18 protein-coding genes and 1 pseudogene are annotated in these 21,995 nt (G+C 52.3%); 5 read left to right on the top strand and 14 right to left on the bottom strand.

Going from position 1 to position 21,995, the window contains the following annotated elements; translation table 11 throughout:
• Positions 1–39: 39 nt before the first annotated feature.
• The 7 genes from AB1I67_RS05705 to AB1I67_RS05675 form a co-directional block, all read right to left on the bottom strand.
• Positions 40–1,008: a nitronate monooxygenase gene (locus AB1I67_RS05705; RefSeq protein ID WP_367028838.1), complete on the bottom strand. Its 969-nt coding sequence runs from the start codon at positions 1,006–1,008 to the stop codon at positions 40–42.
• 482 nt (positions 1,009–1,490) lie between these two features.
• Positions 1,491–2,807 (bottom strand): hypothetical protein, encoded by a 1,317-nt coding sequence (locus AB1I67_RS05700; protein WP_367028837.1) that lies wholly within the window; start codon positions 2,805–2,807, stop codon positions 1,491–1,493.
• Between the two features lie 275 nt (positions 2,808–3,082).
• Positions 3,083–4,222 carry an acyl-CoA dehydrogenase family protein gene (locus AB1I67_RS05695; protein WP_367028836.1) on the bottom strand — a complete coding sequence of 380 codons (1,140 nt, stop codon included), beginning with the start codon at positions 4,220–4,222 and terminating at the stop codon, positions 3,083–3,085.
• Positions 4,219–5,445, bottom strand: coding sequence for a CoA transferase (locus AB1I67_RS05690; protein WP_367028835.1), 1,227 nt, complete (start codon positions 5,443–5,445; stop codon positions 4,219–4,221). The genes AB1I67_RS05695 and AB1I67_RS05690 overlap by 4 nt, the downstream gene beginning before the upstream one ends.
• Positions 5,446–5,469: 24 nt before the next feature.
• Complete coding sequence (locus AB1I67_RS05685) at positions 5,470–6,375, bottom strand: nitronate monooxygenase (protein ID WP_367028834.1); 906 nt, start codon at positions 6,373–6,375, stop codon at positions 5,470–5,472.
• A gap of 557 nt (positions 6,376–6,932) precedes the next feature.
• Positions 6,933–7,367, bottom strand: a complete 435-nt coding sequence (locus AB1I67_RS05680) for a GNAT family N-acetyltransferase (RefSeq protein WP_367028833.1) — start codon at positions 7,365–7,367, stop codon at positions 6,933–6,935.
• A gap of 81 nt (positions 7,368–7,448) precedes the next feature.
• Entirely contained in the window at positions 7,449–7,829 is a 381-nt protein-coding gene (locus AB1I67_RS05675; protein WP_367029163.1) for a DUF3795 domain-containing protein, read from the bottom strand.
• 261 nt (positions 7,830–8,090) lie between these two features.
• On the opposite strand from AB1I67_RS05675, the gene AB1I67_RS05670 reads away from it, so the two are divergent.
• The gene (locus AB1I67_RS05670) at positions 8,091–8,366 is read left to right on the top strand and encodes a type II toxin-antitoxin system RelB/DinJ family antitoxin (protein WP_367028832.1); all 276 of its coding nucleotides are present in this window, start codon (positions 8,091–8,093) and stop codon (positions 8,364–8,366) included.
• A pseudogene (locus tag AB1I67_RS05665) lies at positions 8,359–8,637 on the top strand (type II toxin-antitoxin system YafQ family toxin). The gene AB1I67_RS05670 and the pseudogene AB1I67_RS05665 overlap by 8 nt, the downstream one beginning before the upstream one ends.
• 82 nt (positions 8,638–8,719) lie before the next feature.
• Here AB1I67_RS05665 and rpoN read toward each other — a convergent pair.
• The 3 genes from rpoN to otnK are packed head-to-tail and all read right to left on the bottom strand — an operon-like array spanning position 8,720 to position 12,028.
• Positions 8,720–10,147 (bottom strand): RNA polymerase factor sigma-54, encoded by a 1,428-nt coding sequence (gene rpoN, locus AB1I67_RS05660; protein ID WP_367028831.1) that lies wholly within the window; start codon positions 10,145–10,147, stop codon positions 8,720–8,722.
• A gap of 10 nt (positions 10,148–10,157) precedes the next feature.
• Positions 10,158–10,760: a class II aldolase/adducin family protein gene (locus tag AB1I67_RS05655; protein ID WP_367028830.1), complete on the bottom strand. Its 603-nt coding sequence runs from the start codon at positions 10,758–10,760 to the stop codon at positions 10,158–10,160.
• Positions 10,760–12,028, bottom strand: a complete 1,269-nt coding sequence (gene otnK, locus AB1I67_RS05650) for a 3-oxo-tetronate kinase (protein WP_367028829.1) — start codon at positions 12,026–12,028, stop codon at positions 10,760–10,762. The genes AB1I67_RS05655 and otnK overlap by 1 nt, the downstream gene beginning before the upstream one ends.
• Before the next feature lie 217 nt (positions 12,029–12,245).
• On the opposite strand from otnK, the gene AB1I67_RS05645 reads away from it, so the two are divergent.
• The 3 genes from AB1I67_RS05645 (at position 12,246) to AB1I67_RS05635 (ending at position 16,548) form a co-directional block, all read left to right on the top strand.
• A complete protein-coding gene (locus tag AB1I67_RS05645; RefSeq protein ID WP_367028828.1) occupies positions 12,246–14,144 on the top strand; it encodes a sigma 54-interacting transcriptional regulator in 1,899 nt (632 codons plus the stop codon).
• 259 nt (positions 14,145–14,403) lie between these two features.
• Complete coding sequence (locus tag AB1I67_RS05640; RefSeq protein WP_367028827.1) at positions 14,404–15,348, top strand: 2-keto-3-deoxygluconate permease; 945 nt, start codon at positions 14,404–14,406, stop codon at positions 15,346–15,348.
• Between the two features lie 42 nt (positions 15,349–15,390).
• The gene (locus AB1I67_RS05635) at positions 15,391–16,548 is read left to right on the top strand and encodes an amidohydrolase family protein (protein ID WP_367028826.1); all 1,158 of its coding nucleotides are present in this window, start codon (positions 15,391–15,393) and stop codon (positions 16,546–16,548) included.
• Positions 16,549–16,648: 100 nt separating this feature from the next.
• On the opposite strand, the gene AB1I67_RS05630 is transcribed toward AB1I67_RS05635, so the two are convergent.
• The 4 genes from AB1I67_RS05630 to AB1I67_RS05615 form a co-directional block, all read right to left on the bottom strand.
• On the bottom strand, positions 16,649–18,022 hold the full coding sequence (locus AB1I67_RS05630; protein ID WP_367028825.1) for a hypothetical protein: 1,374 nt from the start codon (positions 18,020–18,022) through the stop codon (positions 16,649–16,651).
• 390 nt (positions 18,023–18,412) lie between these two features.
• Positions 18,413–18,790, bottom strand: a complete 378-nt coding sequence (locus AB1I67_RS05625; RefSeq protein ID WP_367028824.1) for a RidA family protein — start codon at positions 18,788–18,790, stop codon at positions 18,413–18,415.
• Complete coding sequence (locus AB1I67_RS05620; protein WP_367028823.1) at positions 18,791–20,404, bottom strand: D-aminoacylase; 1,614 nt, start codon at positions 20,402–20,404, stop codon at positions 18,791–18,793.
• Between the two features lie 95 nt (positions 20,405–20,499).
• On the bottom strand, positions 20,500–21,978 hold the full coding sequence (locus tag AB1I67_RS05615; protein WP_367028822.1) for a sodium:solute symporter family protein: 1,479 nt from the start codon (positions 21,976–21,978) through the stop codon (positions 20,500–20,502).
• Between the last annotated feature and the right edge of the window lie 17 nt (positions 21,979–21,995).

The raw sequence follows: 21,995 nt of genomic DNA, 5'->3' as shown, positions 1-21,995 counted from the left end.
CTCCTTTTCTTTTGTCTGTTTCAAACCCTGTCCCATCCGTTATCCGATCCGGTTTAAGCGTTCCACCGCCTCTTTAAATTCCCTTACGATTTTGCCGACCGCTTCCTTCACCGTGGGAATATCCTCGATCAACCCGACCGTGGTGCCGATCGGGAACAGGCATCCGTCGATATCCCCGTTCTGATAGCAGGTCCTGCCGCGCTTTCCCTGGATGACCGGCATCAGCTTCTCAACCGTGATCCCCGGCTCCTTCTCCAGCTCCAGACACTCCTTTGCAGTCGCATTGTCCGCCACCCGCACCATGTTGCGGATCGCTTTCTGGCAGAGCACCGTGTCCGCCTCGTCCGCCTGCACCATCCACTGTTTGAAGTTGTCGTGGATCGGGCAGTCAACTGTCGCCACAAACCGGGTTCCCATGACAACGCCCTCCGCACCCATGGCGAGAGCCGCCGCCATTCCGTAACCGTCTCCGTAGCCTCCGCCTGCGATGACCGGGATCTTACATTTCTTTGCCGCCTTGTCCGTCAGCACCACAGAACCAAGGCCCGCTGCCCCCGGATGACCACCGCACTCAAAGCCCACGACCTCCACCGCGTCCACACCGGCCCGCTCCGCGCTCAGCGCATATTTGATGCCCGGCACCTTGTGGAAATGGAGCATCCCCGCATCATGGATCAGTGGGACTAAGTCCTTCGGGCTGGTCCCGGCAGTCTCGATCACCTTCACGCCTTCCTCGCCACAGACCCGGATCACCTCTTTCGTGGCATCCCCCACGGACACGCCCGGAAGCAGGGAAATGTTGACGCAGAACGGTTTGTCCGTCAGTGTTTTCGTCTCCCGGATGGCCGTCCGCAGGTCATCGATCTCCGGGTAGATGGTTGCATTGATGGTTCCTAAGCCCCCCGCTTCGGAAACTGCCGCCGCCAGGGCCGGCACTCCCAGATTCTGCATTCCTCCCTGCATGATCGGGTACTGGATCCCCAGCATTTCTGTCATTCTTGTTTTCATGTCGCCCTCCTTAATCTGTGCATATTGCCTATGCATATTTTCTGTGCATAATTACCCGCTTCTCCCTAGTCCCAGCGGATTTGATATATTCCATTGCTGTTTTTCCGGACGGCATCTTCTTGTCCGGTCTTTGACCGGACAAGAAGCATCGGATGTCCATCCGATGTGAAAACAGGTGCAAAAACATGCTTATAAGCAAGCTTAACGCCTGTCTTTGCACCTGTTTTCCCGCCGTCCTGGACTGTTACGTTTAATTTACCAATTTGACAAAAAAATATCTATGTAGGAACATACAAATAGTAGCCTCCCGGATATGGTCGTATTTTGTCATTTCCTCCACATTTTCTTTTACTGTGTCAACGAAAAAAAGCGCCGCATCCCTTCTAAAATCTCAAGGATCTTAGAGAGTGCGGCACTTATTTTTTATTTACATGTTACAGGATCATTTTCACAAAACACAGCCTTATCAAAATTCAGCTATTTTACCAATAAAAGCCCATGGAGATCAGCACCGCCGCAAAGCAGGCCATGACGATCGGAAGCACCAGGGACAGGATAAAGCTGTTGATGTAGCCCTGTCTGTGGGTCAGCTTGGTGGTGGACAGCATGGTTATGATACCTGCGCTGTGGGGCAGGGTATCCAGGCCGATGGAGGACATGGCAACCAACCTGTGCAGCTGCGGCCCGGGGATACCGGTCGCGATGAAGCGGTCTGAAAAGTTCTGCAGGGCGATATTCTCACCGGAGGACGCGGAGCCGCAGATACCGGAGCAGATATTGACGATCAGCACGATGGTAAGCGGGCTGGTGCCGAGCTTATCCAAACTGGTCACGATATTCTGAAATCCAGGTACAGCCGCAACCATGCCGCCGAAACCGGAAGCGCAGCAGACTGTTACAAGCGGCATGATCGCCTGGGGCATTGCGCCTGCAAACACCTTCTTTAAGTTCTGTTTACGCGGGTCATATAAAAGCCACGCTACAACGCATCCGCTGAACAGGGCGATCACTGCGCTCTGCTTTAATACGTTCAGTACCACGATAACTACAACCATGGGAAGCAGGCACTGCCACAGCGGTTTCTCGTCCTTAAGATCAATTTCCACAAGCTGCTCTTTGTCGATCAGCTCGCCGGTAGGCATGAAGCTCTCGCCTCTTTTGTTGGTGCGTCTGCACTGCCACCATACATAGTAGGAGCCAAGGCCAAAGGTGATAATGGCACACAGGATGCCCAGAACCGGGGCCGCCATGGTGGTGGAACCAAAATACTCTGTCGGGATGATATTCTGGATCTGGGGAGATCCGGGCAGCATACCGATGGTCACCGTCGAAGACCCGAGGCTGGAACAGGTGTACATCCACCACGGGATATCCAGCTCTTTAAACAGAGAGCGGGCGATCGCCACCAGAATGAATACAACTACAAATACATTTACTCCGCCATATGTAAGGATCAGCTGGATCAGCGGAAGTACCATAACGGCCAGCCAGCGCTGTACGTCCCTGTTCTTCGCCTTTTTGGCAATCCTTGCCACCTTGACTGCTATGGACGGCGCAGCCCCGGTGTCCCCCATGAAACGTGCAAACAATGCACTGAACAGGAATATAAGGAAATACCCCTGCATAAATCCAACTGCTTTTGGCATGAACGCTTCCGTCAGCAGTGTAAACGGATTCATGCCGCCGAAGATGGCGACCACCATACCTGCCGCGATCGCAACGATTATCGTGTTGTAGCCAATATAGGCCAACAGGATAAATGCTGCCAGACCAACAATGATACCAAACAAACTAAGCATTTTTCTTCCCCTTTCGTATTGTGACTGTCGACACCCCTCCGCCTGCTTTTGCAGCGCCTACCACGCCGCTCCCCCGCTGCGCCGGAACGTCTCTTATGATGTCATAATAATAACAAAGTCGTTTAAAAACTCCCACGTTACTTGTCACAAAAATGTCAATTTCATTTTCGCCCCTTTCTGGTTAAAACAACCAGAAGGGTTTGTATACCTTCACCAAAGCGTGATGCCGGCTGTTTCTGCCGTCACCGGAATGTCAGGCCGCACAGCCCCGCCGCTCACCGTAACATGGCCTTGGAGATTACCACCCGCTGTATCTCGTTCGTTCCTTCCACGATGCGGTTCACCCTGGCATCCCGATAGAGCTTGGAGATCAGGTACTCATCGCACAACCCGTAGCCGCCAAAGATCTGGAGCGCATCATCGGTGATCGTTCCAAATGCCTCCGTGACGAAGCATTTGGCAACGGACGCCTCCGTGTTGCAGGGTTTCCCCTGATCCAACAGCATAGTGGCATTATATACCAAACCGCGGCTCGCCTGTATCAGGATCTCCATATTGGCAAGTTTTTCCTGGATCATCTGTTTGGCGCAGATCGGCTTACCGAAGGCCACCCGTTCTTTGGAGTACTGTACTGCCAGATCCCGCGCCAGCTGGCAGGCTCCCAGGCTGGAGGCCGCGATGATGGGGCGGGATGCGGTGAGCACTTTCATGGCGTTGGCAAAGCCGCTCTCCTCCGTCCCCACCAGGTTAGCCGCCGGGATCTTCACATCCTCAAATATAACTTCCGCCGTATTGGACAGGCGCATACCGAACTTGTCGATCTTCTTGCTGACGCTAACACCGGGGCAGTCCCGTTCCACGATAAAGGTCGCCAGGCCCCTTGAACCTTTAGACGGATCCACGGAGGCCACCACCAGGAACACATCCGCCAGGGATGCATTGGTGATGAACATCTTGGTACCGCCTATCACATAGGAGTCCCCATCCCGCACTGCTGTGGTGCGGACCGCCGCGCTGTCGGATCCTGCGCCCGGCTCCGTCAGGCAAAAAGCACTTAAATAACCCTTCTGTAAAAGTCCCGCGTAATACTGCTTCTGCTCCTCGCTTCCAGCCGCCATCACGATCTTGCCGCCCATACTGGTCACATTGAACATGCCCATGTAGGTGCTCTCTACCTTTGCCCCTTCTTCGATCATCATGGCTGTGGTCGTAGTGTCCAGTCCCATACCGCCGTATTCCTCCGGCACCTGCATCATATGCAGCCCCATATCGATCCCCATCTGGATGATCTCACGGGGATAATGCCCCTCTTTCTCCCATTCCAGGACATGGGGCCTGATCTCACGGTTCATAAAATCCCTGATCAGCTCCACCAGGCTCTGCTGGTCTTCTGTCATATGGTAAAGTCCACTCATTTATTTCCTCCCTCCAGCTTCTGGTGCGGCCAGCGCTCCTCAAGCTCCGCAATCTTCGCCTCATCATAGCCCAGTTCCTCCAGGATCTCCACATTCTGTTCTCCAAGGAGCGGCGCGCGTCCAAACTCCACTGGGGTCTCGGACATGCCGCAATTGCCGGTGCGGGTCACAAAGGTCGGCATGGATTCCATCCCCGGCATGGTGGGCTGCTCCTGAAGCCAGCCGTTGGCGCGGAACTCCTCGTCCGCCCAGACCTGATACTCGTTGTAAACCTTACAGCAGGGAACGCCCGCTGCGTCTAAGGCGGCCAGCGCCTCATCCTGGCCGGAGTAAGTGTTGGCGAGCCATTCGTTGATCAGAGGGATCAGGACCTTCTGGTTCTTCGCCCGGCCTGACAGCTCCGAATATTCCGGGTGATCCTTCCACCCGGGATGCCCCATCAGATCACAGAGGCTTTCCCAGATCCGTTTCCCAGCCGCAGCCATGACGATATCCCCGTCCTTGCAGTGAAATACGCCGTAGGGACACATGGTTGGATGATGGTTGCCCTGCCGTTTGCTCATGCGCTCCGGACCAAAATTGCAGTGGATCAACGGCGTATTGATGTAGATCAGAGTTCGCAGCAGGGAGATATCCACGTACTGCCCCTCACCCGTATCGCGCCAGTGGTACAGGGCCGTCATGACGCCGGTAAACATGTTAAGCCCGCCCAATAAGTCGCCCAGCGGGAACCCGCTCTTCTGGGGCGCTCCGTCCGCCTCGCCGGTGACGCTCATGATACCGGACATGGCCTGGGCGATGATATCATAGCCCGGTTTGGACACATATTTTCCCGTCTGTCCGAAGGTGGTCAGAGAGGCATAGACAATATCCGGTTTTATTTTTTTCACGCTCTCGTAATCCAGCCCGTATTTTTTCATGGTGCCTGGGCGGAAATTCTCCAGGATCACCGTGGCAGTTGGGAGCAGCTTTTTCACTACCTCCAGCCCCTCCGGATCTGTGAGATCCACTGCCAGAGACTTTTTTCCCCTGTTGAACCAGCAGTGGGACAGGCTCTCCCCATCCACCATGGGCGGGAACTTCCGTCCGTCTTCGCCTCTTCCGGGGCGCTCGATCTTGATCACTTCCGCTCCATAATCCGCCATCATGGCTCCCGCCGTCGGCCCCGCCGCCATGGTCGTAAAATCCAGGACACGGATTCCTTCTAATGCTTTTTTGCTCATTTCCTTCTCCTTTTCTCTCGCAGTCTATGGCTCAAAAATCCGGTTTAAACGGTTCATGCCGTTTTCTGCTTCCGCCATGATCCCTTCTATGATCTCTTTACAGCTTAAGACCTCATGGATCAGGCCGCAGGCCGGCCCCACCGCAAACATCCCATCATCCACAGCCCCGCTTTCATAGGCCGCCCGGCCCCGTTTCCCGGAGATCACGCCCATCAGCTCCTCAAGACCGGCGCCCTTCGCCTCCAGCTCCAGGCATTTCCTCGCCGCCGCATTGTCTGCCACGCGCACCATGTTGCGGATGGTTTTCTGGCACAGGACCGTCTGACTCTCTCCGGCCTTTACGATCCAATCCTTCTGGTTCTGATGGATCCAGCACTCCCGGCTCGCCACAAACCGGGTTCCCATGACGATCCCCTCACAGCCCAGGCTCAAAGCCGCCAAAAGCCCCCGTCCATCGGCGATCCCACCTGCCGCCAGGACCGGAACCTTCACCTCCTGTGCGGTGCGGTTTGCCAGCACAATGGTTCCCACACCGTCCGTATGGGGATGGCCCGCCACCTCATAGCCCGCCATGGTGATCATGTCCGCGCCCATGCTCTCCGCCTTTTTCGCGTGCTTCACGCAGGCCGCCTTGTGAATCCATCTAACCTGATCCTTGTGGGCATTCAGCACATCCGCCAACTCCTGCGGGCTTGCCCCGGCAGTCTCCACCACCGGCACCCCTTCCTCCAGGATCACCGCCACCTGGTCAAACAGCTCCTTCCCCGGGTGCAGGCTGGGGATCAGGGAAATGTTAACGGCAAAGGGCTTCTCTGTTCTCGCCTTCACCTCACGGATCGCTCTGCGTAAGTCCTCCGGGTCCGGATAAATAGTCACATTGATTGTGCCCAGACCTCCCGCCTCCGAAACAGCCGCCGCCAGCTCCGGCACACCCAGATGTCTGCATTCCCCCCTGCATGATCGGGTAACGGATACCGAGCAGTTCCGTCATTCTTGTCTTCATATTGATCTCCTTCTCCTTTCCTTAAACCGCAGCTTGCAGATGCTGTTCTGTAGTAACTGTTCCGTATCATCGCAGCCACATTCTGCTAACAAAATAACATTTCAGGGGTTTTATGGAAACGTTGGTTTATACAATTTTTTTCGGGGGTTGGTTTGTAAAGCGTTGGATGTTTTGACTAGTCAGGATTATTTAGAATGGGATGTTTTTCGCTGAAGATCAATAAGATTGTAGCGATTATCGCCTTTCTCCATAAGAGAAATGAGCGAAAATAATGCCCACCCTGTCTGCCAACAGGGTGAGCGATGTCTATTAGGACATAACAAAACCTTTTGAGAAGCATCCACTTTTTGAGTAGATGCTTTCTTTTATATTTCTAGTATGATCAATTCATCTATGAAAGCCAAGTGGTTCTTTGAAATTTCTTTCAAACCCCCACGCTGGTAAGTGCGTTCATTTTGACCGCTGACTGGCTCGGCCAGCTTTGCTATCTCCTAAACTTCATCGGGGTATATCTTATACCGTCAGTTAATTGTTCACAATCTGTATCCACGAATCCGAGCTTATGATAAACAGGGACTGCATATGGAGAAGAATTGACCGTAAATTCTTTATTTTCGCTATGATCTAAAAGATATTCCCATAGCTTTTTACCGATACCTTGTTTGTGATATTGTGCCTTTACGAAAAAGCAGCAAATGTGTTTACGATTATCATTTGTAGCTATAACCCCTTTTAGCTCTTCATTCTCATACGCTCCAATAAATTCTAATGATTTTAAAATGGCTTTGTCTTCAATAAAATCTCTAAACGATTGTATTCCTTCATCAGAATAATCGGGGGCTTCAAACTGTAAAAATGTTGTCCATATAAGTGCAACTGCATCAGCTGTTTGTTCATTGTCTATCATTCTAATTTCCATATAGATACCACCTCTCCAAGTTTCGATTGAGTATGCCTGTTCCGCCGAACGCGTACTTGTTACTTTCTTTTACCCCTTTGCTTACTTCATACTTTCTTGACACTCGCTACACTCTCTGTCATGGATAGAAATGATACCTCCGCATTTGGGACAAGTATACCCCCCTTTCTGCTGCTCCATGAACCTTTCCAGACCGTGTTGACGAACAAACTCGCTATTCTCCATAAGACTCGCCCGATACCTTTTGTTGTAGCTTTTTTCAAGGTTTTTTATTAGTTTACAAGGATAATCGGGACATTCAAAACAATAGGACAGCCCTTTGCCCTTAATACAATCTTTTATCTTGCACTTACGGCAGTGTTCCGGTTTGCCCATGTCACTGTTCAAACAGCCGGCACACGGCTTTTTATGATAACAATGCTTATAGCAGACCAGACAGTTCATGCCGCAGGGGGCAAACATAGATGTATCAATTTTTCCTGTTGGCATTTTCATGGCTCACCCTCCCAGTCAGCTTACAATTTCTTTCATTCTACCACAATTCCGAGAACGTGGAAATAGTGCGTTTCCTATTCCGTCTGCTTCAAGTGATTACGCTGGACAGCGCTTCCACAGTTTCTAAATGTTAAAATAAACCACCAACATAAACACACCCAACATATTGATATCATCTACACTTCGGGTGTATATTGGTAATACAGAAATCAAGAAAGAGGTGATAACATGCCACCAGTAAGTACGAATATCAAAATAGATTCTGAGTTGAAGAAGGAAGCTCAACGTCTTTTTGATGATATGGGCTTGAATTTGAGTACAGCAATAAATATGTTTTTAAAACAAGCAGTAAGAGAACAGGCGATACCATTCAGAGTAGGTGCTCAGATCCCCAATGCCGTTACTCTGGCAGCTTTTACTGAGGGAGAGAAAATGTTAAAGGATCCGACTGCACCGCGATTTTCCAGTGTTGAAGCACTTTTTGAGGACTTAGACAATGACTAAATATGAAATACAAAGGACCACGCAGTTTAAAAAAGATTATAAAATGGCAGTAAAGCGTGGCTTTGATACAGCACCATTAAAAAAGGTGATAACTTTACTGGCAAGCGGAGCACAGTTAGAACCATAATATCGTGACCATAGCTTATCAGGGTATTATTCCGGATACAGGGAGTGCCATGTAAAACCTGATTGGTTGTTAATTTACAAAATAACAGAAGACGTGTTGCTATTGACGCTGTATCGAACAGGCAGCCACAGCGATTTGCTTTAAAAAGTGATAAACTATCCTCCGGCTTTTCCAAGTGAATAGAAGGAGGCTGCCCCCAAAACAGGCCTCCTCCTTCCATTCACCCCTACCCCCGCAGTTTCCGCCCCGCCGTATCCGCGATCATCATCTCACCCCGGTACTTTGCCACGGTGCGCCTGGAAACATCGATCCCCATCTCCTTCAACTGATCGGAGATCTTCTGGTCGCTCAAGGGCTTTTTCTTATCTTCCTTCTCAATGATCTCCCCGATCCTGTTCTTGACTAACTCCGGGGTCATGGCCTCGCCTACGGAATCGGCCGCCACCTTCTTTACGAAAAAGTAGTTCATCGGGTACATGCCCCATGGGCACTGGAGAAACTTATTCTTCACCGTGCGGCTCACCGTCGATTCGTGGATATCCAGCCGCTCGGCGATATCCCGAAGGCTCATGGGCACCCGCCTGCCGTCCGGCTTCTCAAAAAATCCCCGCTGGATCGCCACGATCTCCTTTGCAACCTTCCGCAACGTGCTGGTCCGCTCCTCGATACAGCGCTGCACCCACTGCACCTGCCGGTACTTATTCTGGAGATAATCAAGGACCTCCCCGGTGGCGTCCTCATTCATCATGTTTAAATACTGGCGGTTCACCGATATATGCGGGATATTGGCGTCATTGACCAGCACCTCAAAATAGTCCTCAAACTTTACAACGGTCACATCCGGTTTTACATAGCGCATATCTTCCCGGGAGCTGAAGGAATTGCCGGGGATCGGGTTCAGCCTGCGGATCATCTCATAGCCCTTCAGCACATCCTCCGTGCTGATCTCCATCTGTTCCGCGATCTGGGCGAAATGACGTTTCCCCAGCGCCCCCATATGGGAGCCGGTCAGCTCCATCAGCTCCGTAAACTCCTGCTCCTCAAAATAACCGCTCTCATGCATGCGCTTTAACTGGATCTGCAGGCACTCCTCCAGGGATCTGGCCCCCACGCCTGCCGGCTCTACGGACTGCAAAAGCTCCAGATACCGGTCCATGGCCTCCTGACCGATCTCCAGCTTCTTTTTGATCTCCTCCGTGTCAACTGTTAAGTATCCTCTGGAATCCAGACTGTACACCAGAAACTCCATGCATTCATAGTCCTTTTCCGACTTGATCTGCATCACAAGCTGGCTTAGAACATAATCCTCCAGGGAATTTTCCTCCTCGGAAAAATTCCAGGCATCCCGGTTCTCCGCCTCCTCGTACTCCTCCGAATAATAGATCCGGTTCTGTTCGTCGGTGCGGTTTAACCACTCCAGCTTCCGGCAGAACTCCTCCTTGTCATCCCGGAGCTTGTCCGTGTCCCCGCTCAGAGACCCGGAGATCCCCCGCTCCATCTCATCCAAGTCGATCAGCGGGTTCTCAAGAGCCTGCTGCTGCACATACGTCTCCAACTCCTGCACGTCCATCTGAAGGATCTCCGCCGACTGGATCATCTTCTGAGAGAGAGATGTCTTCTGTTCCTGTGTCTGTCTGTATCCTATATCATACATGTGTATTTCCTCACTTAAGCGCGGCCTGCCTCAACATCCAGGCTATCCTGGCGCTTTCTTCCAGTTCTTCTATACAGTAAAATGCATCCATCAAATCTTTGCCCGGCACCACTGCCCCATGCTGCTTCAGCAGATAGCCGTCACTGTCCATGACCCGTTCACCAAACGCGTCAAATAACGCCTGGGAGCCTGGTTTTTCATACGGGACCATTCCCACCGTTCCCAGCTTCATCCTCAGGTAGGGGGTGTGCTCCGGGATCACGTCCTTTTCATTCTCCGCGGGGACAAAGCTCCACAATACCGCATAAGTCCCGTGGGTATGGATCACCGCGCCGGTACCCGGTTTTTTCTGGTACACCTTAAGATGCAGCGGCGCTTCCTTGCTGGGCCTGTTCTGGGAAAGACAGGCGCCGTCCATACCAATTACAGCAAAATGTTCCGGCTTCAGCGTGCCAAAGCAGCTTCCGCCCTGGGTGATATAGATCCGCCCGTTATGGAAAAAGCTCATATTGGCCGAGGAACCTGTGGTGCAGTTCCTGTCAAACAGGCTCTTGCCGATCCAGACCGCCTGCTGCAGTTTTAGTTCCAGTTCTTTATCCATATGCAGTTCCATCAGTCTTCCTCCATTTCTGTCATCGCCAAAACCCGTTCAAAAAAATCTTCCTGACCAAAATTACCGGATTTTAAGACCAGACGGATATCCGGATTTTCCATGGGGATCATGACAGGCACCCCCGGCGCCACACTCTGCCCGATCTGGTAAGATGAAAAGCCCAGCCGTTTTGTCACCGCGCCGGAGGTCTCTCCTCCTGCAACGATCACCCGGCGGATTCCATGGCTGACGGCGCGCTCTGCAAGCTCAGCCGCTGCCTGCTCCAGCAGATCTGCGATCCGGCTCTGACCCAGTCGCTGGCTTTCCTTTACATTGTCCGCAGTATCCGAGCTGTACACCAGTACCGGGGCGCCCCAGTGGGCCTCTACAAAGTCCCATGCTTCATCCACCTGACCCGGGTCTTCAAGCAGAGCCGCAGGATCTATCTTATAGCTAATCCCCCCATGAGCCTGGAAATAAGCGATCTGCCCCAGCGTGGCTTTAGAGCAGCTTCCCGCAAGAAGGATCGCAGCACCCGCCGCGCGGATGTCCGGAGCCTGTCCTTTCCGGCTCTGGGTGCTGATATGACGGGCTAACGGTTCTAAGAGCCCGCTGCCTCCTGACAGCAGACTTAACCCGCCAAACAGCTCCGCGATCCGCGCCCCATCCCCATCATCCTGATAATCGGGAATGATATAATAGTGCTCTGCACCGCAGGAGCGTTCTGAAAGCCAGCCCCATATGGCCCTCTCATCCTGCCCCATCTGCTCCTTCCACAATTCCACACAGGAATATCTGCTCTGCGGCTGCATCAGCCTGGCAATCCCGCAGTCCCACATGGGCGTAAGGGGATGGTTTCTCATGGGGCTTTCCTGAAGAGGAACGCCGTTCACATACAATTCCCCGTGCTGGACCACACGCCCATTGACCGGCAGCGCCGGACATAAAACCGTACACGGAACCTGTAAAAACTCCATGGCCGCATCCAGGACCGGCCCGATATTCCCTTCCGGTGTAGAATCAAATGTAGAGCAGTATTTAAAATAAAACTGCTGCACCCCCTTCTCCTTCAGCCATTGAAACGCCTCCATGGTATCCCGTACCGCCTCATCCTTTTTCTGCGTCCGGGACTTCAGAGCGATCACCACCGCCTGGACCCCTTCGGCAATCCTGCTGCCCTCCGACGGAATCCCGGAAAAAAGCTGTACAGACAGCCCTCCCTTCACCAGAAATGACGCGGCATCTCCCGCCCCTGTAAAATCATCGGCTACACATCCAAAAACTGGCATAATCTCCCTCCTGCTATCTATAATCTTGATTGACGCTATTCTATATTATATATAGCAAATTCCATGCCAGTCCGGACAACTGCTCTTAAGGCCGTTCTCTGCCCCATTCGCTGTCTCTATATTCCCCACACATGTGTTGCAAAACTGTTGACCCAGGTGTTGCATTATTGTAGAATGAAACAACAACACATTGCCCCACCGTACAGAAGGAGGATTTATGATCCAAATATTATTTATTGTACCATATCCGGAACTAAAGGAAAAGGTTGAATTTGTACTCAGCAGCCATCCCGAAAAGGCGCGGATCGCCACCGATATCCAGGCCCTGACCGTAGACCAGACCCTTGATATCCGCGTAGACGCCTACGATGCCATCATCGCCCGCGGGTTCAGCGCCAGACAATTAAAAACCATGTATCCGCAGCTTCCCATCATAGACCTTGCCATCTCCGGCTATGACATCATCCGTACCGTGGCGGAGTGCCGCAGCGCCTTCCAGTCCAGGCGGATCGCTATCTGCGGATTTTACGGAAAGATCTATGAAGCGTCCGATCTGTGTAAATTGCTGGGATGCGAGGTGCAGATCTACCCGTTAGACGACTACAAGGATTTGGAAAATGCCATAGATAACGCGGTGTCCGACGGCTGCGATGCCCTGATCGGCGGTTACTCCGCCACGGCCCTTGCAAAAAAGCGGGGCCTTCCATCCATGCTGATCCGCACCGGTGAAGACACGATCCTGCAGGCGATCAACGAAACCATCCGCACTGTGGAGCAGATCCAGATTGAACGTGTCGTGGCAGAGACCTACAAAACGATCATCTACTCCTCCAAGGACGGTGTGCTGTATGTGGATTCAGACGGCTGTATCCAGGTGCGCAACCGGGTCGTAAAAGCAATGAATAATGGGACCAGCCTGATCTCCCGCCCTCTTAAGACCACCCTGCCCTACCTATACAAGCCATTTACCGAGGTCCTGGCAAGCGGGCAGGAGATCACCGGCAGGATCCACACGATCGCCAAAAGCAATATAACCGTTTCCATCGCATTTACTCCGGTTGTGGTTGACGGGCGGATCTCCGGCGTTGTCATAACCCTGTCCGACATTACCCTGATCCAGAAGCTGGAGAACCAGATACGAAAGAGCTTAAGTGAAAAAGGGCTGCGCGCCAAATATACCTTTGACGACATCATCCATGAAAGCGCCATCATCAGTTCCACCATTGAAAGCGCCAGGCGATATGCGGCATCCGATTCCAATATTATCATTGTGGGCGAGACCGGGACCGGGAAGGAGCTGTTTGCACAGAGCATCCACAACGCCAGCCCCCGGAAAAACGGTCCCTTTGTTGCGATCAACTGCGCCGCCCTGGCGGAAAATCTGTTGGAAAGCGAGTTGTTCGGTTATGTGGAAGGCGCTTTTACAGGTACAGTCAAAGGCGGGAAAATGGGGCTGTTCGAGCAGGCCCACGGAGGCACTCTGTTTCTGGATGAGATTGGGGAAATCTCCCTGTCCACCCAGTCAAAACTGCTGCGTGTCCTTCAGGAACATGAAGTCCGCAGAATCGGTGATAATAAGGTCATAACGGTCAATGTGCGGATCATTTCCGCCACCAACAAGAGCATCGCACAACTTGCGGGAAAGGGGCTTTTCCGGCGCGACTTAATGTACCGCCTGGACGTGCTCCGGATCTTCCTTCCACCGCTGCGCCAGCGTGACAAGGATGTGGAGCTGCTGTTTATGCATCTGATGAAGCAGCGTAACTATGAGAACAACGTCCCGGCCCCCTCAATCAACCCGGCTGCCCTCTCCGTCCTCCATGACTATCCGTTTAACGGCAATATCCGGGAGCTGGGCAACATTGTGGAGCGCTCCTGCGCCATCTGCGCCGATGGCGTCATCACAAAGGATGTGCTGCTCCAGGCGTTATACCCTCAGGATCTGGATATGGAGACGCCGGTCATATCCCGTACCTCCATTCAGCCCCAGAACGAAGAGAGTTCCATTCTATGGGCTTTAAATGAGTGCGGCGGCAACCAGACGAAAGCCGCAAAGCTTTTAGGCATCAACCGCTCCACCCTGTGGCGGAAAATGCAAAAATATAATCTAAAATAAAAAGGCAGCGGTGTTGCAGGATATGTTGTAACACCGTTGCGTATTTTGTTGTAAATCTGTTGCACCCAACGATATTACAACATTGTTTCTATTCCCTTATTGTCTGCGCTTTTTCTTTATATCTCCGCTCTTTTCTTTAAAAATTATAAACTTTATACCTCTTGGCATAATAATTGCTTTACATATGAGTATCATTTGGGGGCGCCGGACGGGTTGTATCCGCACCTGCCCTACAACACGAAGAAGGAGAGGTATTCGTATGAAGATTTGTGCAACAATGAAAAAATTTCCCGGAGGTATGATGGTCATCCCACTGCTGCTTGGCTGCCTGATCAACACATTTATCCCCCAGGTACTGGAGATCGGAGGCTTTACTACCGGTCTGTTTAAATCAGGGACCTCAACCCTGGTCGGCCTTTTCATCCTGTGCAGCGGCGCGACCATCAATTTTAAGCAGGCAGCGATGCCTCTTTATAAAGGCGCCGTACTGACCATCTTAAAGTATGCCATCGGCGTGCTTCTGGGTCTGGGGCTGAATATGATGTTCGGGCCGATGGGGATCCTCGGCCTCACCCCGCTGGCTGTCATCACCGCCGTTACCAACTCCAACGGCGCGATCTATACCGCCCTGGCAAAGGAATTCGGCGACAGCACCGATGTTGGCGCTATCGCGATCCTCTCCTTAAATGACGGCCCGTTCCTGACCATGATCGCCCTGGGTACCACCGGCCTTGCAAATATCCCGGTCATCTCCCTGGTCGCCGCGATCGTTCCTCTGATCATCGGTATGATCCTGGGTAATCTGGATGAAGATTTTAAAGTCCTGCTGTCCAACGGACTTGCCATGCTGCTTCCCTTCAACGGTTTTGTCCTCGGCGCTAATACCAGCCTGTTTACGATCGCAAAGGCCGGTGCCGGCGGCATCATCCTGGGCCTGATCACCGTATTCTTCACCGGTGTCGTAACCTACTATCTCTACAGCCTGATCCGCAGGAAACCTGACCCCATGGGCATGGCGATCGGCACGACAGGAGGCAATGCCGTTGCAGTCCCGGCTTCCGTCGCTCTGGCTGACCCGTCCCTGGAACCGGTGGTTGGGATCGCTACCGCACAGGTTGCGGGCGCAGTCGTCATCACCGCGATCCTTACGCCGATCCTCACCGGCTTTTTCGCAAAAAAAGCTGCAGCAAAGCAAAAAGAGTGACCAGCGCCGCACAAATAAGATCAAGTATAGGAGGGTATTTACATGGAGCGTTATATTATCAAAGCAAATGAGATCATCGTTGGAGACGAACTGGAGACAAAGAAGGACGCCGGGCTTTTGGTGGAGAATGGTAAGATCGCAGCCATCTATGAACATATTTCCCAAATGACCATTCCGGAAGGCATCCAGGTACTTGACTACGGCGACAACGTGATCATCCCGGGCATGATCGACTGCCACAATCACCTGGCGCTGGATGCCAGGCTGCAAAACCATCTTGTGAAGATGGAGGACTGCGAGGCGGAGCAGACCATCCGCGCCATCAAAACCATGAAGGACGACCTGGTTTCCGGCGTCACCACCTCCCGCTGCCTTGGCGACCGCTTCTACATCGATGTCACCTGCAAAAAAGCGCAGAAAGAGGGCCGCCTTGCGGGACCCAAGCTGATCGTCAGCGGAATCGGTATGCGCAGCACCCATGGCCACGGATACGTGGGGATGCCGCACTGCGGCCCTGAGGCCTTCCGCAAAACATCCCGTGAAAACATTGCCCATGGAGTGGATTTCCTCAAAGTCTTCATGACCAAAGTGATCAACGCCACACCGTTTATCTATCATTTCCTCACCCTGGACGAGCTTCGGGTTGTGGTGGAAGAAGCCAGAAGCGTCAATATCCCGACCGCCTGCCACTGCTCCGGCGGACAGGGGCTGGATGACTGCCTGACTGCCGGCATCGACTGCCTGGAACACGTCTATTACATTACGCCCGGCCAGGTGGAGCGTGTGAAAAAAGAGGACCGCTGGGTTGTATATACCCCCAGCTATGCCCTAAATGACGAGCTTCTTTTCAAGTTCTCACCCCAGGACCGGGACGGCAGCCTGAGGGAAAAAGAGATCATCTGCAACTGCCTTTCCGGCGCCATAAAAGGCGGTCTTAAGTTTGGCATCGGCACGGACGGCCTGCACCAGGGACTGGCGCAGGAAGCATGTTATATCTCTGACCTGGGTGCGGCAAACCGCGATGTCCTTGCGGGCGTCACCATAAACGCCGCCCGCCTCTGCCGCGCAGATCACAGCGTCGGTTCCATCCGGGAAGGAAAGGAGGCAGATCTGGTCATACTGGAAGGGAATCCCCTGGAGGATGTAAAGGCGCTGAAAAAAGTTGCCGGAGTTATCCAGGATGGAACTGTTATTGTATAAAAGTTCAGCCGGGCGCAATGCCCGGCTTTCCATTTTTATTGACATAAAACAGGAGGGCGCTGATGCACCCTCCTTTGCTCTGTCTGTCAACAAACCGATTTTAGTTCAGTTTCAACCCTGCTTCATACAGCTCATAGGGCCTGCTTCCGCTTAAGTCTACCACATCCTTTGTGATCGGCTCTCCCTTCTTCACGTCGCTTAACAGTATCATTCCATTCAACAGATAAAACGGAGCCACATGTTCTGCATCCTTCCTCTCCCACAGCTCCGGGATCAGGCCGTCAATGGAGTGATGATGCCCCTGAACCTTAAGCACGGTCCCCTTCGGCAGATCCCGCTCTGCCACGCCTGTCATGACTGTCACCTGACGGCATTCCGGATGGGTTCCGATTCCCATCAGATCGCCCAGCAAAATAGAGATCGGTGTCTCCAGCCCCATATAATGATAGGGGAGATAAATACACGCATACTTTCCATTGCGGCTGACCACATGGCCCTTACTGATCAAAAGCTCCCAGACCGTCTCATTTTCACACCTGATAATAATGAATTCTCCGCCGGCAAAGCTCGCCTCATCCGGGGCGCGAAGGTTGCAGAACACATCTACCACCCCAGTCTTTTTCAGGATTCCGCCGTCTTCCTCCGGAATAAAGATATCAGCCAGTTCACTGATCTTTGCTACCGGATAGTTTAAGCGCGGAGCGGACGGAACCAGACCGGTGACGTTAGACACCAGATTCATCTCGCACAGATCCGCAGAAATGACCGCCATATATGCTTCAAGCAGCTTACGCCGTTCCTCCAGGGTTTCCTTCCCCTTGTAATGCCAGAATTCCCTCATTCCCGGAATGTTCTCATGGGGCTTCTCATCGCCTTCCATATAAGTAAACTCTCCAGTATCCGGATCCCATACAAAATCGTATTCACTGGCCTTTCCCGCCGCAATGATCTCCAGTCCCAGCACCTTCCCCCAGGAATACAGATCCAGGAGATTTCTCGGCTGGTCTCCGTTTACCAGCGCATAAACTGCATGATTTTCTTCTGCCGTCTGGTTAAATACCGGCCCGCATACACTGTCCGTCTCTTTAGAGACCATATACACATTGATTCCTTTTTTCAGCGCGGTGATCGCCGCATCAGAGCTGACGGAAGTATTCCCCGTGCACTCAACCAGCGCAGTAATATCGCTCTCTGCTGCCAGGCTGTAGTCCGTCACGATCAGAACCGCGTCCTTCGGCGCGCTTAAAACTTCCTCTTTTGTGGAACAGATCACGATCTCATCTTTCCCATACCCCAGCCCCGCAAGAACTTCCTCACACTCCCCGGTATGGCGGGCGCAGATCAGCCGCAGTTCCATAAGCTCTACCTTCGGGATCTGCGCTAACAGCGTGTAGCCATACCCCCGCGTAGCACCGATAATGCCGACTCTTGATTTCTTTCCATCTTTGTTTTTCAACAGGCTTGTGTAATCCATATCGCAAAATCTCCTTTACTTTTCTGCCCGGCACAGCTACAGCATGTGCAGCAGGTATTTTCTGTTATCTATATAAACAGCAAAAACCATGCCAAAATCATAAACACAACGCCGCTCTGATAAAACTCAAATAATCCTCAAGAATCAGGCTGTCATCAATCAGTGGAGCAAAACCAGCTCTGATGCAAGGCAACAATTTTGTATCACCTGCAACAAAGAAGCCACAACATGCAACAGTATGGCAACTAAAAATCACTGCTGACAACGCAATAAGGGCATCCCAAATGCCTTTTCCAAGACCTTCAGGATACCCTTATCTAATACTTACATATAGTTACCTGTCCTTACCCATAACCTGCCTATGCTTCACAGGAATCCGGCTTACACTGATTACAGCTCCGCCACACACTCCACTTCCACCAGTCCTCCCAGAGGGAGCTTCGCCACCTGGATGCAGGAGCGGGCCGGGAAATCGCCTCCGAAATAGGACTCGTAGATCTTGTTCACAGCAGCAAAATCATTCATGTCTGTCAAAAAGATCGTAGTCTTGACCACATTCTTGTAATCGCTTCCCGCGGCTTTTAAGATCTCGCCCAGATTCTTCATGGAGCAGTGGGCCTGGGCCTCCACTCCGTCCGCAAGGCCGCCTGCCGCCACATCGATGCCAAGCTGTCCGGAAACATAGACCATGCCGTTTGATTTGACCGCCTGTACATAGGGGCCTACCGCCTTCGGCGCTTTATCTGTAAATACAACCTCTCTTGCCATTTATCTGATTACCTCTTTTCCTTTTTTTCTTAATACAACGCCGTTTCTCCTGCCGGTGTACTTTCCGTTCTCAACCGCCAGCTCACCGCCGATAATCACATACTCGATGCCTTCCGGATACTGGATCGGATCGATGAAGGTTCCTTTGTCGATCACGGTGTCCGGGTTGAAGATGCAAAAATCTGCGCAGTATCCTTCCTTTACCTCGCCCCTGCCGGTCATGTTGAAAGTGGTAGCCGGTTTTTTGGTCATCTTATAAACTGCTTCCTCCAAGGTCAGGGCCTTCTCCTCACGGACATATTTTCCCAAAATTCTCGGGAATGCGCCGTATACGCGCGGATGAGGCTTGCCGCCCAGCAGGCCGTCGGTGCAGGCGTTCATTTCCGGACGCTTCATGATGCGGATCACGTGCTCCTCTGTTCCGTAGAAATCCACCATGCCTACGGCATTTTCCTCCTCGTAGAGAAGATCGAAGGTGGCCTCATAGGGATCTTTGCCTCTCAGCTTGCCAAGCTCGGTCAGGCTCAAGCCGATGGAGTCTTTGTTCTTCTCAGTCTTAACGCTGGTCACGAAGATCTGGTCCAGACCGGCGAATTCCACGAAGTTATCCCAACCGGGGATGCCGTGCTCAATATCGTAGACCATCTTTTTCCGCAGCTCCGGGTCAGCCAGGCGCTTTAACACATTGTCGGTACCGCCGTCATGTACCCACGGAGGCAGGATAACGCCCAGCATGGTGCTTCCGGCCACATACGGATACTGGTCGAAGGAAACCCGGATGCCCTCTTTCTGGGCCTTCTCAAGAAGCTCCATCACCTTGTCAACCTTATCCCAGTTCTTCTTGCCGCAAACCTTGAAGTGGGAGTAGTGGATCTTAACGCCGGACTCCCGGCCAATCTTAATGACCTCTTCCATGGAATCTAAAATGGTGTCCGCCTCGCTCCTCTGATGGATCACAAAGCTTCCGTCATACTCCGCCACAACCTTACACATCTCGATGATCTCTTTGGACTCGGAATATGCGCACGGCATATAGATCAGTCCAGTGGACAGGCCTACGGCTCCTGCCTCCATCTCCCGGCGGGTGATGGCGCGCATTTTCTCTAACTCCTCCTCGTTGGGAAGACGGTTCTCAAGGCCCATAGCCTCCATGCGGATATTGCCATGGGGAACCAGATAGCACTCGTTTAAGCCCGGTTTTACCGCGTCGATCATCTTTAAATAATTCTCAGTAGTCTCAAAATTCCAGTCGATGTCATCGCTGTCACCGTCCAGCCCCGCCAGATTCTTTCTCCAGGGGCTGATGTACTGCTTCGGGAGCGGTGCCATGGAGATGCCGTCCTGACCCAGGATCTCGGTGGTGATACCCTGCATTACCTTGGGCATAACCTCCGGCTCTACCAGGATCTGCAGATCGCTGTGGCTGTGGGTGTCGATGAATCCCGGCGCCACCACAAGGCCTGACGCGTCGATCACCTGAACATCCTCTGCCGCCGCCAGTTCAATGGTTTCTGCTATCTTTTCAATGATACCGTCATTTAACAACACATCTGCCTTATACCCCGGATTGCCGCTTCCATCAACAACAAGGCCATTGCGAATCAGTTTTTTCATGATTTTATACCTCTCCTGCTATATTTTTATAAATCTTTATCTTACATAAATCCTTATGCTACAGCTCATTTACACTGCTTCATTCATATCAGCGCTTAGTCCTCGTCAAATTTGATCGCCGGTGCAGGCGCTACGCCGTTCTTCCGATCCAGCCAGGAGAAGAAGAAGATTGCGATAAATGCTGCGATTCCGCCCGGAACCATTGCGCTCAACCCCCACGGTGTATTCAGGATATAGATCCAGACAGCCGCAACGATCGTTCCGGTCACGATGGAGATAAATCCTGCCCTCTGAGTCACATTCTTATAGAAGATACCGCAGATAAATGCTGCGAACGGGCCTGCGCTCCTGAGTGCAAATGCGCCCATCATTACGCTGATGATATTGGATGCGGTCAGGGCCACGGTCAGGCCTACCAGGCCCACTACAACCATGGTCACACGGGAGATCCACATCTCTTTCTGGTCATCTTTTTTGCCCTTATTGATATAAGGGGTGAAAATATCGTTGGTAAACATAGTTGCTGTACCGATCATGTTGCCGGATGCGCTGCTCATGGTCGCTGCTACAATCGCTGCAAGCACCAGGCCTGCCACGATGGACGGGGAGAAACGGATGGTTGCTTCAGCCAGCGCGTTCTTCTGTGCTCCGCCCATTGCGAAACCGTCGATGCAGGTGTAGGCCAGAAGGCCGATGATAGCCGGAACGATGGCGTACGCCGCTGACAGCAGGCCTGCGATCACAGAACCGGTCATAGCTGCTTTGCCGTTTTTAGCGGAACAGTAGGTCTGCACGATCTCCTGTCCGGTCGGGAAGGTCATAAAGTACATGGCGATATAGCCGGCCACGGTAGGAATACCGATCTTGGTCATACTGGTCAGATCCAGACCATTTCCTGCCTCTGCTGAAACTGCCTTTGCCTTCTCAAACAGTGCGCCAAAACCACCTACCGCACTGTTGTTCACCATGATGAACATGGCGATGGTCATGCCTACGGTAATGAACAGCACATGCATCATGTTGGCTGCCGTAACGGATTTAAAACCGCCGACCATGGTGTAAATGATAACTACAATGGTGGTCACGATCGCTGCTGCCTGGAAAGAAAGCCCGGTAACCACATTGATGATGGACGCAGTCGCGATGATCTGTGCTCCGGTCGCCATAAAGAGGGCCGCGATGGAGGTAAAGGCCGTAAAGATATGGGACGCTTTGCCGTACCGCTTGCTGATGATCTCCGGCACCGTGTTGGCCTGTGCTTTTCTGAAGTAAGGCGCAATAAAGGATACCAGGACGAAGCCGATCCCTGCCGCGATCACATACCAGCAGGCGGAAAGCCCGTATGTATGGACGTTGGTGGCGATACCTGTAGTGCTGGCGCCGCCTGTGTTGGCTGCAAACAGGGTTGCCGCAAGAACTACCGGCCCTAAGGATTTGCTTGCCATCAGGAAATCATCGTTGCTCTGCTTCGCTTCTTTGGACTGTTTCATGCGTGATGCGATCAAACCGATAGCTACGGTTGCTGCCATGTATAACAGGATAATAACTAATGCTGTTGTCTGTGTACTGCTCATTGTAAATCCCCCATTTC

Source organism: Clostridium sp. AN503 (assembly GCF_040719375.1).
Taxonomy (GTDB): Bacteria; Bacillota; Clostridia; order Lachnospirales; family Lachnospiraceae; genus Brotaphodocola.
This window is presented reverse-complemented; position numbering and strand designations above follow the sequence as displayed.

Excerpts from the sequence above, each read along its gene's own strand:
- otnK (WP_367028829.1), bottom strand. The coding sequence starts at position 12,028 with ATGCCAGTTTTTGGATGTGTAGCCGATGATTTTACAGGGGCGGGAGAT.
- AB1I67_RS05620 (WP_367028823.1), bottom strand. The coding sequence starts at position 20,404 with ATGAAAAAACTGATTCGCAATGGCCTTGTTGTTGATGGAAGCGGCAAT.
- AB1I67_RS05635 (WP_367028826.1), top strand. The coding sequence starts at position 15,391 with ATGGAGCGTTATATTATCAAAGCAAATGAGATCATCGTTGGAGACGAA.
- AB1I67_RS05625 (WP_367028824.1), bottom strand. The coding sequence starts at position 18,790 with ATGGCAAGAGAGGTTGTATTTACAGATAAAGCGCCGAAGGCGGTAGGC.
- AB1I67_RS05690 (WP_367028835.1), bottom strand. The coding sequence starts at position 5,445 with ATGAGCAAAAAAGCATTAGAAGGAATCCGTGTCCTGGATTTTACGACC.
- AB1I67_RS05630 (WP_367028825.1), bottom strand. The coding sequence starts at position 18,022 with ATGGATTACACAAGCCTGTTGAAAAACAAAGATGGAAAGAAATCAAGA.
- AB1I67_RS05695 (WP_367028836.1), bottom strand. The coding sequence starts at position 4,222 with ATGAGTGGACTTTACCATATGACAGAAGACCAGCAGAGCCTGGTGGAG.
- AB1I67_RS05655 (WP_367028830.1), bottom strand. The coding sequence starts at position 10,760 with ATGGAACTGCATATGGATAAAGAACTGGAACTAAAACTGCAGCAGGCG.
- AB1I67_RS05705 (WP_367028838.1), bottom strand. The coding sequence starts at position 1,008 with ATGAAAACAAGAATGACAGAAATGCTGGGGATCCAGTACCCGATCATG.
- AB1I67_RS05670 (WP_367028832.1), top strand. The coding sequence starts at position 8,091 with ATGCCACCAGTAAGTACGAATATCAAAATAGATTCTGAGTTGAAGAAG.
- AB1I67_RS05675 (WP_367029163.1), bottom strand. The coding sequence starts at position 7,829 with ATGTTTGCCCCCTGCGGCATGAACTGTCTGGTCTGCTATAAGCATTGT.
- AB1I67_RS05640 (WP_367028827.1), top strand. The coding sequence starts at position 14,404 with ATGAAGATTTGTGCAACAATGAAAAAATTTCCCGGAGGTATGATGGTC.
- AB1I67_RS05700 (WP_367028837.1), bottom strand. The coding sequence starts at position 2,807 with ATGCTTAGTTTGTTTGGTATCATTGTTGGTCTGGCAGCATTTATCCTG.
- rpoN (WP_367028831.1), bottom strand. The coding sequence starts at position 10,147 with ATGTATGATATAGGATACAGACAGACACAGGAACAGAAGACATCTCTC.
- AB1I67_RS05680 (WP_367028833.1), bottom strand. The coding sequence starts at position 7,367 with ATGGAAATTAGAATGATAGACAATGAACAAACAGCTGATGCAGTTGCA.
- AB1I67_RS05615 (WP_367028822.1), bottom strand. The coding sequence starts at position 21,978 with ATGAGCAGTACACAGACAACAGCATTAGTTATTATCCTGTTATACATG.
- AB1I67_RS05645 (WP_367028828.1), top strand. The coding sequence starts at position 12,246 with ATGATCCAAATATTATTTATTGTACCATATCCGGAACTAAAGGAAAAG.